Genomic DNA, 13,836 nt, shown 5'->3' on the forward strand with positions numbered 1-13,836 from the left:
AGCCTGTTGGCCAGCCAAATAGCGGCTGGCCAATTCCTCAAGGGGACGGAGCTACTTTGGCTAACATTTCCCGCACCATCTGATCTTCGGTTATCTGCAATCGCACCGGCAGGGCCAAAACCTTGCTGCGAAAGGTGGCTGGCAAACGCACAGCGTCTTTCTCGGTGGTCACAAGTTGGGCGTTCAAGGCGCGGGCTTCGGTCTCTAGCCGTGTCATCAAAGCGGGCGTCAGAGGTTGGTGGTCGTCCAGCGCCTCGGCCCGAAGAACGGTTGCCCCTTGCTGGCGCAGCGTTTGAAAGAACTTCTCGGGATGCCCGATACCAGCAAACGCCAGAACAGTTGCATCGCTCCAGTCCATGCCGGTCTGCAGTGGCTGAACTTCTCCTTTGGCATGAGCCACGGTCAGGTGGTCGCCCCATTGCGCCGCAAAACCTGTCTGAGCGCTGTCGTCCCCTAGGGAAAGCACCAGATCGGCCCGTTTCAGACCGGTGTCTACAGGTTCTCGCAGCGGGCCTGCAGGCAGGCACAAGCCGTTGCCGAACCCGCGTGCTGCGTCTACCACGACGATCGAGAAATCCTTGACGACCGAGGGGTTCTGAAACCCGTCATCCAAAACGACCACGCTGGCCCCATCTTCGACCGCAGCGCGGGCTCCGGCTGCGCGATCCTTTGCGACCCAGACATCGGCAAAAGCTGCCAGCAACAGTGGCTCGTCCCCGACCTGTGCTGCTGAGTGTTTGCCGGGGTCAACCTTTGTAGGGCCCTCCAATGACCCTCCATGACCGCGCGTGACGACATGGGGGCGATGCCAATTGTCTCGCAAAGCGTCGAGCGTCCAGATTACCGTTGGAGTCTTGCCGGTGCCGCCCGCGTTAAGATTACCAACACAGATCACTGGAACGCCCGGGGCCATGCCCGGTTCAGATGCAACACGACGTGCGGTTGCCGCGGCGTATATACGCCCTAAAGGCGACAATAGGCGGGCTCTCAGATCCAGATGATCTGGGCTTGTGTGCCAGAAATCAGGCGCGCGCATGTCCTGCCCTCCTTTGGTCGAGGTAGTCCTGGACCATGTCGATCAATTGATCTGCCTGCGGTGCGCCTTCGGTCACGATCTGCCACCCCGCCAAAGCCATGTCGGCGGTGCGATCCGGGGCCAACAATTCGACCACGCTGTCGCCCAGTTCGGTGGCCGATCGCACCGATTGCGCCGCACCCGCTTGTCGCAGGCTGTCATAGATCGCCTCATGCCTGCTCACGTGAGGGCCATGAATGACGGCAGAGCCGAGTGCGACAGCGACCAGCGGGTCATGCCCCCCACCGGCGCCGCTTTCCAGCGAACTGCCCATGAAAGATACCGGAGAGACCCGATGCCAAAGGCCCAGTTCTTCCGGGTCGGTCGACAGGATGACTTGCGTCGTGTCTTCGATGTCCTGCCCATTGCTCCAATGGGCGCAGCGCAGGTCCATCGATTCGAGTCTTCGGTGCAGAGGGCCAGCCTCGGACGGATCGGCCACGTGCAGCACCAAAGCCAAACGGGGCAACATCCGCATTGCTTGACGATGGGCGCTGAGAACCGAGATGAATTCTTTGTCCTGTACCCAGGCCGCAAGCCAGACCGGGCGACCGCCAAGCGCATGATTGGTTTCGATCAGCTCATCTTCGGGCCAGGGGCGGGGATTGGGGCTGATGTAGAGCGGCGGCGAGACCGCCACCTTGGTTGAGCTAATCCCGAGGCGCCGGATCTGGCGGGCCAGGTCTTCGGATGTTGTCAGGATCGTCTCAAAACAGTCAAAAGTCTGGCGCGTGATATCCGGTAGCCATCGCGCGCGCCGGGCGAAGGTCACGTCAATCGCGGCCTCGAACAGCACAAGCGGTATGTCCTTTTCCTGTCCGCGCGTTATGATGTTAGGCATCAACCCGCCACCGATCCATATGCCCAGATCTGGATGCCAATGATCCAAGAAACCGCGTGCGGCACTGGTTTGTTCGGGCGGCAGCACTTGCATTGGCGCCGTGCAATCGCTCCATGTTGATAGGTCCGCGCCCGGCGGTGCGGTCAGCAGCAATGACAGCCCAGACCGCATCTGCAACAGGCGGTGACAAAAGTCGTTCACGGCGCGCATACGTTCGGGCGCACTGACGTGTATCCACAGCAATTCGCCATCTGGACGCGGTGGGGGTGTCGCTTTGGCGTTTTGCGCCACGCCCCAGGACAGAATCCGGTATGCTGCAAGGCTGAGTGACCGCGGCTTGCTCATGCCGGAATTCCGGTTCCGTTCATGTCAAGCTGCGCAACAAGTTCAGCGTGCATCCGTGCACTCCCTGCGACCACGCCATTCAAGCGCGGGTGCGGGTTGTTGAACCGCAGCTGATGGCCAAGCCGATCCGTGCAGATACCACCCGCCTCTCGGACAATCAGATCCCCTGCGGCGATGTCCCATTCCCAACTTGGGCGCAAGGTTATCATGCCATCAAATCTGCCTTGGGCCACCAAGGCCATGCGATAGGCCAGGGATGGACGGTAAACGCGATGGAATTGGGGAACGTTGCCCGACGTCCAATGATGTGGATCCAGGTTTGGTCTTGCGGCCAGAATCTCGGCCTCTGGCATGCGCACCTGTCCGCTCACGCGGATCGGGGTGCCGTTGAGCGTCGCGCCCTGTCCCTCTGCCGCGGCATAAAGAAGATCGCGCATTGGCAGATAGATGGCTGCCGCCGTGACGATGCCATTCTCGGCGATCGCAAGGGAATGCGCCCATGTCCGGGACCCCTGCGCAAAGCTGCGCGTGCCGTCAATCGGATCAACGATAAAGACAGCGTTGTGCTTTAACCGGGCGTCGGAATCCTCGGTCTCTTCGCTGAGCCAGCCATAGTCCGGGCGCGCCGCTGTAAGCTCGCGTTCGAGCATGTCGTTGACCGCAAGATCAGCCTCGGTCACCGGCCCCGCGCCATCGGGTTTGTCCCAACGCTGCGCCTTGGGGCCCGAAAACCGGGTGGCAATTCTGCCAGCCTCTTTCGCGGCGTCGATCAGCAAAGACAGGTCAGTTGCCGGCAAGAGTCATCCCTTCGATCAGCAACGACGGTACCACGCGCGACAAGTAGGTACGCGCATCATTGGCCGGAATGATCCGCATCAGCATATCGCGCAGGTTTCCAGCGATCGTGCACTCGTTGACCGGATATGTGATCTCTCCGTTCTCGACCCAGAACCCGGATGCTCCGCGTGAATAGTCGCCGGTATTGGGGTTTATGGTCGATCCGATCATCGAGGTCACCAACAGCCCGGTGCCCATATCGTGCAGCAACGCGTCGCGGCTGTGTTCCCCTTGCGTCAGGCTCAGGTTCCAGTTGCTGGGGGATGGCGGACCGGACACGCCGCGCGCAGCGTTCCCGGTTGGAGCCATCTCAAGCTTGCGGGCACTGGACAGGTCCAAAGTCCAACCGGTCAGCACGCCATCCTCGACGACAGCTCGCCGCCGCGTGGGCAGGCCTTCGGCATCAAAGGGCCGAGAGCCTGAGACGCGCGGACGGTGCGGGTCTTCGATCAGGGACAGATGCGCAGGCAAGACTTGCTTGCCAAGACAGTCCTTCAACCAGGATGCTCCGCGCGCTATGGCTGCGCCATTGCTGGCCGCCAGTAGATGACCGATCAGAGAGGACGAAATCCGTTCATCGAACAGAACCGGGAAACTGCCGGTTTCCGGCTTGCGTGCGCCAACCTGCTGAACCGCGCGCTCACCTGCAGTGCGGCCGATCTCGGCTGCGCTGCGCAGGTCAGACTGAAAGCTTCGGCTGTCACCGTCATAGTCCCGCTCCATCCCGGTGCCTTCGCCCGAAATGGCCACGCACGAGGTCGACCGGTTGCTGCGCGCGTAGCCCCCGGAAAACCCGTTGGTCGCGGCCAGATGAATCCGGTGGGTCCCATAGGCAGCCGCCGCATCGGATACTTGCGTAACCCCCTGGACAGCCATGGCGGCGGCTTCAGCGGTCAGAGCATCTTGCATCAGTTCTTCGGCGCTGGGTTCCGGCGTTGGGTCGAAAAGCTCGAACGCATCCAAATTCCAGTCGGTGATCAACTGATCGGCGTCGGCAAGGCCGGTGAAAGGGTCCTCGGGCGCCTCGCGGGCCATCGCGACAGCACGTTCGGCCATTGCCGTCAGAGTCTCAGACCTGCTGTCAGAACTGGACACAATCGCCTGTCGTTTGCCCAGAAAGACCCGCAAACCCAAATCGGTGCCTTCGGCGCGCTCTGCGTGTTCCAGTGCGCCCCCGCGCACCTCGACCGAGACCGAGGACCCGTCGATCACAATCGCATCCGCTGCTTCGGCTCCGGCACGACGGGCCGCGTCCAGAAGGGTCTGGCTGATTTCCTTGGGTGTTTGGGTCATGAGGCCTCCGGTCTGACTGCAATGGACCTAGCCCCGGACAGCGCGGCCCGCAAGACCTTCGGGGGCAGTTTGCCCGCCGTTAACGCGTTGAGAAAAGACCGCCGAAACGGTCTTTTCCGTAACTCAGATCACTTGATCCGCTGCCCGTTGGCCAAAATCTGGCCGTCCTCAGTAAACTCGATTTTCGAGTTCAGGGTGTCGGGCTCTTCCCCCGGAACGGCCATCAGACCCATCATCATGCGCGCGCCCAAGGCGTCCTGATCGGTGACCAAACCCATGCCGATCAACGTGTCGATCAGGCCGTTTGCCCCGACCAGCTGCATGTTGGCAACGCCGACGGGAACCGGAAATTCACCAAAGGTGTTGACGTTGGAATTGTCGAACGTGAAGTTCCCGTCCCCGGTCAGCCGAGTTCCGACCATTGAGACGATCAACTCATTGATCTGCAGCGAATGCAACTCGCCCGGCACGGTACCCGCAATCTCAAGTTCCTCAACCGCTTCTGGGTCCATGAAATCGATCAGCACCTTTGCGGTGCCGGTTGCATCCAACGAGATGGTCGCCGGGTCGCGCGGCAGAGCACCTGCGGGGTCGAAGAGGCTCCACAATACGTCCGACATTGTGAATTCGGTCAGGTTCATAGCAAATCCGAATGGTTGGATTTCCTCGGATGCCTGAACAGGGAACTCAAACTTCAACCCGGCCTGTTCCATCGCGATTTCGATCGGGAAGGGCAGGTCAGAGGTGGTCACAGCAAGGGTCGAGCTGTTTTGCAGAAGGTCATAGACGATCCGCTGTGCATCGATGCTGCCCGAAAACTTGCCGCCCTGCGACGAGCTGGCCATCGTAAAGGGCTGGCCTTCCGACGACCCGGCGATTTCCGTATTTCCGGACCCGTAGGTAAAAACACCCGAGGCGGCAAAGCCAGCGTCATAGATATTTTTAACATCCGAAAAATCGACGTCGCTCGGGATGACCGTGTCACCTTCGAAGGTCAGTTGATCCAACTTGCCGCTGATACGTCCGGTGTCTTCGCTCTCGGGATCGTCAAACGCCAGATCATAGGTCAGATCGGCTGCGGTGAAATTCTGCGCGATGTCCCTGACCTCGCCGATTTTCATCTGCGATGAGCCTGCAAGGTCATTGAGGTTTACGCTGACGCCCAGAACGTCGCTGGGCACGGTTTCGTCGCCAAACTCCATCTTGTCCAGCGCAATGCCCAGACTGGCGGCTGAGTAATCATAGGTCATTTCCTCGGGCGTGCCCGAAACAACCATCTTCAGCCCGTCATGAGTGTAGAGCAAATCGGCCGAGAACGTCTCATCTTCGGCCTCGCCCGAAATTGTCATCGGAAAGCTCTCAGGCAGGTCGATGCTAACCGTGCCGTCGCCGTTTTCGGTTAATGTCATTTCCGGGACGACCATGTTGAAAACGTCTTTGGTATCCGGAATTTCCATCGCCAGAGTCATGTTCGAAATCGTCGTGACGCTGCCTGAGGTGCTTTCGTCGCCTGTCACCGTGTAGCCAACGCCATTCAAATAGGCCTGCCAATCCGCCCAGACGTCAGCGGCGGTGACATCAGCAACGGCGGTTTGCACGGCAAAGGAATAAGCCAGGACTGCGCCGCAGCCTCGGCGAAAAATTAAGGACATCTGAGAACCCTTCTTGCTCAATTTTGGGTGCATCGTCGTGGTTGCGGCGGGTATCGTCAAGGGGGCAAGGGGTGGACCCTTTCCCCATTTGCACGCTACGACTTGGGGCAAATTCAAATCCGGAGAATTCACCGATGAATATGCAAGGAAAAACAGTCCTGATCACCGGGGCCAGTCGCGGCATAGGGGCCGAGGCCGGGCGCGTATTTGCCGCAGCCGGGGCCAATGTGGCTTTGGTCGCGCGCAGCAAGGATCAGATTGATGCGCTAGCGGCGGCGCTGGGTGACAATGCCATCGCTTTGGCGTGCGACGTCAGCGATTTTGCGCAGGTTGAACAGGTGGTCGCGGACTGCGTCGCCCGGTTCGGCAGTCTGGACGTGCTGATCGGCAATGCCGGGGTGATCGAGCCCATTTTCCACCTGTCCAACGCGGATACAACCGCGTGGAGCAAAGCCATCGACATCAACCTCAAGGGTGTTTTCTACGGCATGCGCGCGGCTCTGCCCGTTATGCGTGCAGCCGGTGGCGGAACGGTTCTGACGGTATCTTCGGGCGCGGCCTCCAACCCGGTCGAGGCGTGGAGCCACTATTGCGCATCAAAAGCCGGGGCCAAGATGCTGACCGAATGCCTGCATCTGGAAGAGGCGCATAACGGCATCCGCGCCATGGGTCTGTCGCCGGGCACTGTGGCGACCGATATGCAGCGCGTGATCAAGGCCAGCGGTATCAACCCGGTCAGCCAGTTGGAGTGGGAGGACCACATTCCACCCGATTGGCCCGCGCGCGCCTTGCTGTGGATGTGTTCGGAAGATTCAGATGAGTTTCTGGGCACCGAGATTTCACTGCGGCTTGAGGATATTCGCCAAAGAATAGGTCTGTCGTGATCGATCTAACCAAAGAAGGCGGGCTGTGGACAGTGACGCTCAACAACCCGGACAAGGCCAATGCCCTGACTGAGGCCATGTTGGCGGAACTGGTTCGGATCGCTGAAGCCGCTGTCGAGGCCCGTGCATTGATCCTGACCGGAGCTGGCCGGGTGTTCAGCGCGGGGGCCGATCTTGAGGCCGCGCGGGCGGGGCTGGCTACGTCGGACCTGTGGGAAAGGCTCTCGGGTGCCATCGCCGCCTTGCCGTGCCTGACCGTTGCGGCGCTGAATGGCACTTTGGCAGGTGGTGCCAACGGGATGGCCTTGGCCTGCGATCTGCGCATTGCGGTGCCCACGGCGAAATTCTTCTATCCGGTCATGAAGCTGGGCTTCTTGCCGCAGCCCTCCGATCCCAAACGCATGGCTGCGCTGATCGGCCCAGCACGCACGCGGCTGATCCTGATGGCAGGGCAGAAGATAACGGCTCAGGACGCCTATACCTTCGGTCTAGTGGATCGCGTGGTTGAGCCGGACCAATTGATGCCGACTGCACGCGAGCTGGTGGCCGACAGTCTGGCTGCCGATCCTGCAATTGCAAAAGGCATTGCGGAGCTGTGCGGATGAGGCTGGCAACCCTGCGCCTGCGTGTCGCTGATCCCGAAGCGTTGGCCGCCTTCTATCGCGATGCGCTGGGCATGGTGGTTCAGGATGAAGGTCCCAATCGGCGCGTCGGTTACCCCGGGCAGGATGCTGATCTGCTGCTGATGCCCTGCGGCGGTGGTTATCACCACGACCGGGGGCATCGGTACTGGAAAATCGGAGTGACCGTGCCGGATGTCGACTTGGCCGCAGATCATCTGCTCCGTCACGGCGTTAAGGTCACGGACCCGGGGCAATTTCAGGACATCGGCTATATGTGCCACCTCAGCGATCCCGAGGGGTTCGTTGTCGAACTGTTGCAGCACGATTTCGAAGGCAACCGGCCCGAGAATGCCGCTGACCCGAACGCGCCCTTTGCCAATGCCTGCATCGGTCAAATCACCCTGCGCACTGGCGATATCGCGGCAGAGGACGCCTTTTGCACGTCGCTGGGTATGCGGCTGCTGTCGATGCAGGATGTCTCCGGCTTTGGCTTTGACCTGCATTTCTATGCGTTCACCGATGAGACGCCCCCGAACCCCGATCTCTGGTCGGTGGAAAATCGCGAATGGCTCTGGAAACGCCCTTACACGACACTCGAATTCCAACACATCGCAGATGCCAGTTTTGCGCAGGTGCCGGACTATAAAGGGCTAGAAATCCAAGGGCTAATCGAAGCAGTCTCAGACCCGTTTGGCGACCCAATTCTGCCAGCGTAATCATCGCCCGCGCCGTTTGCCGGGCACTTTTGAACGAAACCCCGGTGGGCGCTTACGGACCCAGTTCAGGAATTTCACAAGCCGGGGATGGGCGCGCAATGCGTCGACGGTGTGATAACTGCGCGCCAGTTCGGCTTCGGTCAGGGTCGCGTGGACCTCTTTGTGGCAGATCTGGTGCAGCAAAACGGTGGGGCCGCCCTTGCCTCCTTTGAGTTTTGGGATCAGATGGTGCAGACTGCCGCCCCCATCTGGGATTGGGCGGTCGCAGAGCGGACAGACGGGATCAGTGTTGGCCGACATGGCTGCAATCTCGCGCCAATATGCGGGCAGGGCAAGAGGGTCACAATGGCACAAGCGGTGGTTATCGGGGCAGGTCCGGCTGGTTTGATGGCAGCGGAACAGCTGGCCGCGGCGGGCCATGACGTTCTGGTGGCCGAAGCCAAGCCCTCGGTCGCGCGCAAGTTCCTGATGGCGGGCAAATCCGGCCTGAACCTGACCAAGGATGAGCCCTTTGAGACGCTGATGGAGGCCTATGGCGCGGCGTCGGACTGGCTTCGCCCGATTCTGGCCGAGATGGACGCGCAGGCCGTGCAGGATTGGGCGCGGGGTCTGGGGCAGGATATCTTTGTCGGCTCGACCGGACGGGTCTTTCCAACGGTGATGAAAGCCTCGCCATTGTTGCGGGCGTGGCTGGCGCGTCTGGATCGGGCGGGGGTTCAGATCAAGACGCGGTGGTGTTGGCAAGGATGGCGCGGCGATACATTGCTGTTTCAGACGCCAGACGGTGCACAGGAATTGAACGCCGATGTTACGGTGCTAGCACTCGGCGGCGCGAGTTGGGCGCGGTTGGGATCGGACGGCACATGGGCCTCGCTTTTGGCTGAAAAAGCGGTTGATCTCGCGCCATTTGCCCCTTCGAATTCAGCGCTTTCTGTTGATTGGAGCGACCACATGCGCGCCCATTTCGGCGCAGCGTTGAAATCGGTGCGCTGGATAGCCGGAGATCTCAACAGCCGGGGCGAGGCGACGATCTCCGCGAATGGGCTAGAGGGCGGGGGTCTTTATTCCCTGACCCCAGCTTTGCGCACGGGTGCGGACTTATTTGTCGATCTGGTGCCCGATCTGGAGGCGGAGACACTACAGGTACGGCTGGAGGCCAAAAATCCGAAAACGACATTGTCCCAGTGGATGAAGAAGTCACTGAAGCTGCCCCCGCAAAAGATCGCTTTGTTTCATGAAATGGCTAAGCGCGGCGCGGCACCTGCGGCGGCTCTAAAACGCCTGCCAATCCTGGGTGCGCGCCTGCGTCCGATGGATGAGGCCATTTCCACTGCGGGCGGGGTCAAACAGGCTGCGTTGAACAATGGGCTGATGTTGACTGCATTGCCCGGCGTGTTCTGTGCCGGAGAGATGCTGGATTGGGAAGCGCCGACTGGTGGCTATTTGCTCACCGCCTGTCTTGCGACGGGACAGTGGGCCGGGCGCTCTGCGGCTGACTGGCTGAGCCGGGATTAACGAGACCGCGCCAGCATCGCCAGCCGGATCATCGCACGTTCAACCAGCGCCATGGCTGGTGCAGTCTGACCCGCTGACCGCAAAGACAAGTCCGTGTCCGTAAGAACGGTCAAAGCGGTCTGCAGTTTGGCCGCCCCCCAACCCTGGGCCTGCCGCAAAATCCGATCGCGCCGCTTGCCATAGACCGGCGGTCGCAGCTTACCGATCCCCTGCGCCGCTCCGCCGGGATCGGATGCGCAGGCATAGAGCGTGCGAAAGTGCCGGGTCGCGCCGATGCACAAGGCCACTGCGTTGGTGCCTTGCGCCTGCAATCGACGGATCAGCGGCCCGATCTCGGCTGCGCGCCCTTCGGCCACGACGTTCAAGACATCGTCCAGCGCGGCTTCGGTCGAGCGGGGCGCGCAGGCGTCAATATCCTCAATCGTCACCTCCGAGGCATCGCCGCGTTTATAAAGCGACAGCTTCTCAACGGTTTGCGTGAAATCACCGGGGCTGAGCGCCAGAGCCAGTTCAGACAGCGACGCCATCGAATCGCGTGGGATGTTCTGCAGTCCAGCCTGAGACAAGATACGTTCAACTTCGGCCCGGGACGGTGGGTCATCGTAAATCCCGACCGCAAAAGCATTCGGGTGCGACTCAAACGCCTTGCGGATTTTCGAACTGGGCTTGAGCTGACCAGCTGTCACGACGATCTGAGCATCCCCGGCCGCCCAATCTTCCAGTGAGGTGATGATCGAGGCAGCAGCGGCATCCGTCGCATCTTCGACAAAAACGGCGCGTGCACCGGGAAAAAACCCAACAGCCTTGACCGCATCCAGCAGCAACGCCGGATCACCGCGCAAGTCACTGCCGGGAATGCGTGTCAGGCGCATTTCTTCCTCGGCTCCGGGACCCAGCAAGGCGGCCAGTACCTGCTGCCGTTTCAACGCAACCCGCATTGCATCCGCGCCGTATATCAGCAGCCCGGTTTTGTCAGGGTCCGGCTTGGCAAAATATCCGTCCGCCTCACGCGGGCTCAGCTTCATGCGGAAAGATCCGGCGTGGTATAAAGGCGCGTAACGATCTGGTCGGACAGGATCACCATTAGGCGTTCAATTGCGTCGCGTTCATCCGCCAAAGTCGAAACTGTTGATCCTGCGGCGGAATAGGCCACGAAATCAGCCACGGAGCCCGAGGCGAGAATCTGACCGGTTTGGTTCGATTTCAACGCATATGTTGCCCGACCGTCGATCGTATAACGGTTGGTTTCGTTTGACGTCGTGATTGCGGCAGACCGGGTGGTGGTCGAGACTTTGACGTCCAGATTGTAGTCGCTGGTGGATGTTGCGCTGCGCCCAAGCTGGCGTTCCAGATTCTGAACCAGCAAAAACGCCTCGGGCGTTTTGGGTTCGGACACGGCCACGCGGCCATCAAGCGCCGTCCCGGAACCACCGGGCGCATAGACCGGTTCAAACCCACAGGCGGCCAGCGCCAGCGGCATCAACATCAGGGATCTGCGATCAAACGACGACATTCACAATCCGGCCTGGCACGACGATTACCTTCTTCGGCGCTGACCCATCCAGCGCCCTTTGCACAGCTTCGGTGCTGAGCGCGATTTTTTCAACCTCGGCTTTGTCCATTTCCAGTGGAACGTTGATCTCCGCCCGGCGTTTGCCGTTGATCTGGATCGGCAGAGTGACGGTGTCGTCCACCAGCATCGCCTCATCCGCGATGGGCCACGGAGCAGTGGCAACCAGACCTTCTCCGCCCAGCATTTGCCAAAGCTCTTCGGACAGGTGCGGGGTCATCGGCGACATGAGTTGTGCGAGCGTTTTGGCCGCCTGACGTTTGGCGTCCGTCCCGGCCTTGGATTTGGCCAACGTGTTGGTGAAGGCGTAAAGCTTGGCGATGGACGCGTTGAAACCAAAGGATTCGACCCCGCCGGACACATCATGAATCGCCTTGTGCATCTCGCGCAGCAGGGAATCGTCCTCGGCGTTCGACGGGACATCCGATCCGGCAATCTCAGACGCGATGCGATGCACGCGGCTGAGATGTTTGAACGCAGCCTCGGCCCCTGCCGCGGTCCATTCCACGTCGCGCTCAGGAGGCGAATCGGAGAGGACGAACCAGCGCGCGGTATCGGCCCCGAAGGCCGAGATGATGCTGACCGGGTCCACCACGTTTTTCTTGGATTTGGACATCTTGGCCGAGGGGATGATCTCAACCTCGGTGCCGTCAGCCAGTTTGCCGTCGGTCACGTCCTCGGGCAGATGATAGACCGGGCGGCCATTGGTGTCGCGGGTCTGGTAAATCTCATGCGTCACCATGCCCTGCGTGAACAAAGCGTCGAAGGGTTCGATGGCCGCTTTCGGCAGATGCCCGGTGATGTTCATCGCGCGGGCGAAGAACCGGGAATAGAGCAGGTGCAGAATCGCGTGCTCGATCCCGCCGATATACTGGTCCACATTCATCCAGTATTCAGCCTCGGCCAGATCGGTCGGCGTGTCCGCGCGGGGCGCCGTGAAGCGGGCGAAGTACCACGACGAATCGACGAATGTGTCCATCGTGTCAGTCTCGCGCTTGGCCGGAGCACCGCATTTCGGGCAGGCGCAATCGCGCCAGGTCGGGTGACGGTCCAGAGGGTTGCCGGGTTTGTCAAAGGTGACATCGTCCGGCAGGCGAATTGGCAGATTCTCTTTCTTCTCGGGGACCACGCCGCAGCTTTCGCAATGCACAACGGGAATCGGGCAGCCCCAATAGCGCTGACGGCTCAGGCCCCAATCGCGCAGGCGGTATTTGGTGACACCTTCGCCCCAGCCCGCCTTTTCGGCGAAATCAACGGTGGTGTTGATGGCTTCGTCGCCGGTGGCTTCGGTCAGACCGGCGAAATGGTTCACCCAGCGGACTTTCTCGGTTTTGGGCGGCACAAAGGCGATCTTGTCGACCGGGGTATCATCGTCCAGCGCAAAGAACGTATCGACCACCGGCAGGTCATATTTGCGGCAGAAATCGAGGTCGCGCTGGTCATGGGCCGGGCAAGCAAAGATCGCGCCGGTGCCGTAGTCCATCAGGATGAAGTTGGCGATCCAGACCGGCAGTTCCCAATTCGGGTCCAGCGGGTGTTTAACGGTGATGCCAGTGTCATAGCCTAGCTTTTCGGCGGTTTCGATGGCCTCTTCGGTGGTGCCGCCTTTGCGGCATTCGGCAACAAATTCAGCGACTTCCGGGTTTTCAGCCTCTAACTGCTTGGCAATCGGGTGGTCCGGAGAGATGCCGACAAAAGACGCACCCAGCAAAGTGTCTGGGCGAGTCGTATAAACGGTGATCGGATCGCCACCATCGGTGCGATCAAACGCGAACTGCAATCCGCGCGACTTTCCGATCCAGTTCTCTTGCATTAGCCGGACCTTGGCGGGCCAGTTGTCCAGTGTATCCAGCGCGTCCAGCAGTTCTTCGGAATAGTCCGAGATTTTGAAGAACCACTGCGTCAACTCACGACGTTCGACCAAAGCACCCGATCGCCAGCCGCGACCGTTTTCCACCTGTTCGTTGGCCAGAACGGTCATATCGACCGGATCCCAGTTCACCACGGCGTTTTTGCGATACACCAAGCCAGCTTCAAGCATGTCCAGGAACAAAGCCTGCTGCTGGCCATAGTATTCGGGATCACAAGTGGCGAATTCACGTGACCAGTCGATCGAGAAGCCCAGAGGCTTCATCTGTCCGCGCATGTCGGCGATATTGCCATAGGTCCAATCCTTGGGGTGGCCGCCAATGGCCATCGCCGCGTTTTCTGCAGGCATCCCGAAGGCATCCCATCCCATCGGGTGCAGCACGTTGTGGCCGGTTGCCAGCTTGTGCCGCGCGATCACATCGCCCATCGTGTAGTTGCGCACATGTCCCATGTGGATGCGCCCCGACGGATAGGGGAACATCTCTAGCACATAGTATTTCGGCTTGTCGGCCTTGTGGTTGGCGGTGAAAATCCCGGCCTTGTCCCAGGCCTTCTGCCATTTTGCTTCGATTTCGTTGGCCGAGTAGCGCGACATCGTGCGGTCCTTCGTGAATGA

At 60.4% G+C, this 13,836-nt stretch carries 13 protein-coding genes; 4 read left to right on the forward strand and 9 right to left on the reverse strand.

Annotated features, from left to right (window positions below):
• Positions 1-37 precede the first annotated feature (37 nt).
• From lpxK to ACR0CR_RS10940, 5 genes are all read right to left on the reverse strand, one after another.
• The gene (lpxK, locus tag ACR0CR_RS10920) at positions 38-1,036 is read right to left on the reverse strand and encodes a tetraacyldisaccharide 4'-kinase (protein WP_480598905.1); all 999 of its coding nucleotides are present in this window, start codon (positions 1,034-1,036) and stop codon (positions 38-40) included.
• The gene (locus ACR0CR_RS10925; protein ID WP_480598907.1) at positions 1,023-2,261 is read right to left on the reverse strand and encodes a 3-deoxy-D-manno-octulosonic acid transferase; all 1,239 of its coding nucleotides are present in this window, start codon (positions 2,259-2,261) and stop codon (positions 1,023-1,025) included. The genes lpxK and ACR0CR_RS10925 overlap by 14 nt, the downstream gene beginning before the upstream one ends.
• Positions 2,258-3,058 carry an inositol monophosphatase family protein gene (locus tag ACR0CR_RS10930; protein ID WP_480598909.1) on the reverse strand — a complete coding sequence of 267 codons (801 nt, stop codon included), beginning with the start codon at positions 3,056-3,058 and terminating at the stop codon, positions 2,258-2,260. Before ACR0CR_RS10930 ends, ACR0CR_RS10925 begins: the two co-directional genes overlap by 4 nt.
• Entirely contained in the window at positions 3,045-4,391 is a 1,347-nt protein-coding gene (locus ACR0CR_RS10935; protein WP_480598911.1) for a TldD/PmbA family protein, read from the reverse strand. Before ACR0CR_RS10935 ends, ACR0CR_RS10930 begins: the two co-directional genes overlap by 14 nt.
• A 128-nt stretch (positions 4,392-4,519) precedes the next feature.
• Complete coding sequence (locus tag ACR0CR_RS10940; protein WP_480598913.1) at positions 4,520-6,043, reverse strand: DUF2125 domain-containing protein; 1,524 nt, start codon at positions 6,041-6,043, stop codon at positions 4,520-4,522.
• Between the two features lie 134 nt (positions 6,044-6,177).
• Here ACR0CR_RS10940 and ACR0CR_RS10945 point away from each other — a divergent pair, with 134 nt between their 5' ends.
• The 3 genes from ACR0CR_RS10945 to ACR0CR_RS10955 are packed head-to-tail and all read left to right on the forward strand — an operon-like array spanning position 6,178 to position 8,266.
• On the forward strand, positions 6,178-6,927 hold the full coding sequence (locus ACR0CR_RS10945) for an SDR family oxidoreductase (RefSeq protein WP_480598915.1): 750 nt from the start codon (positions 6,178-6,180) through the stop codon (positions 6,925-6,927).
• Entirely contained in the window at positions 6,924-7,532 is a 609-nt protein-coding gene (locus tag ACR0CR_RS10950) for an enoyl-CoA hydratase/isomerase family protein (RefSeq protein ID WP_480598916.1), read from the forward strand. The genes ACR0CR_RS10945 and ACR0CR_RS10950 overlap by 4 nt, the downstream gene beginning before the upstream one ends.
• On the forward strand, positions 7,529-8,266 hold the full coding sequence (locus tag ACR0CR_RS10955) for a VOC family protein (RefSeq protein ID WP_480598918.1): 738 nt from the start codon (positions 7,529-7,531) through the stop codon (positions 8,264-8,266). Before ACR0CR_RS10950 ends, ACR0CR_RS10955 begins: the two co-directional genes overlap by 4 nt.
• Here the strand turns inward: ACR0CR_RS10955 and ACR0CR_RS10960 are convergent, their stop codons facing one another.
• Entirely contained in the window at positions 8,267-8,566 is a 300-nt protein-coding gene (locus ACR0CR_RS10960) for an HNH endonuclease (protein WP_480598920.1), read from the reverse strand.
• Between the two features lie 45 nt (positions 8,567-8,611).
• Here ACR0CR_RS10960 and ACR0CR_RS10965 point away from each other — a divergent pair, with 45 nt between their 5' ends.
• On the forward strand, positions 8,612-9,781 hold the full coding sequence (locus tag ACR0CR_RS10965; protein WP_480598922.1) for a TIGR03862 family flavoprotein: 1,170 nt from the start codon (positions 8,612-8,614) through the stop codon (positions 9,779-9,781).
• Here the strand turns inward: ACR0CR_RS10965 and holA are convergent.
• The 3 genes from holA to leuS are packed head-to-tail and all read right to left on the reverse strand — an operon-like array spanning position 9,778 to position 13,815.
• Positions 9,778-10,806 carry a DNA polymerase III subunit delta gene (gene holA, locus ACR0CR_RS10970; protein ID WP_480598924.1) on the reverse strand — a complete coding sequence of 343 codons (1,029 nt, stop codon included), beginning with the start codon at positions 10,804-10,806 and terminating at the stop codon, positions 9,778-9,780. The genes ACR0CR_RS10965 and holA overlap by 4 nt on opposite strands.
• A complete protein-coding gene (lptE, locus tag ACR0CR_RS10975) occupies positions 10,803-11,294 on the reverse strand; it encodes an LPS assembly lipoprotein LptE (protein ID WP_170656288.1) in 492 nt (163 codons plus the stop codon). The genes holA and lptE overlap by 4 nt, the downstream gene beginning before the upstream one ends.
• The gene (leuS, locus tag ACR0CR_RS10980) at positions 11,281-13,815 is read right to left on the reverse strand and encodes a leucine--tRNA ligase (protein WP_480598926.1); all 2,535 of its coding nucleotides are present in this window, start codon (positions 13,813-13,815) and stop codon (positions 11,281-11,283) included. The genes lptE and leuS overlap by 14 nt, the downstream gene beginning before the upstream one ends.
• Positions 13,816-13,836: the final 21 nt, after the last annotated feature.

The organism is Ruegeria sp. AM2, assembly GCF_056540685.1.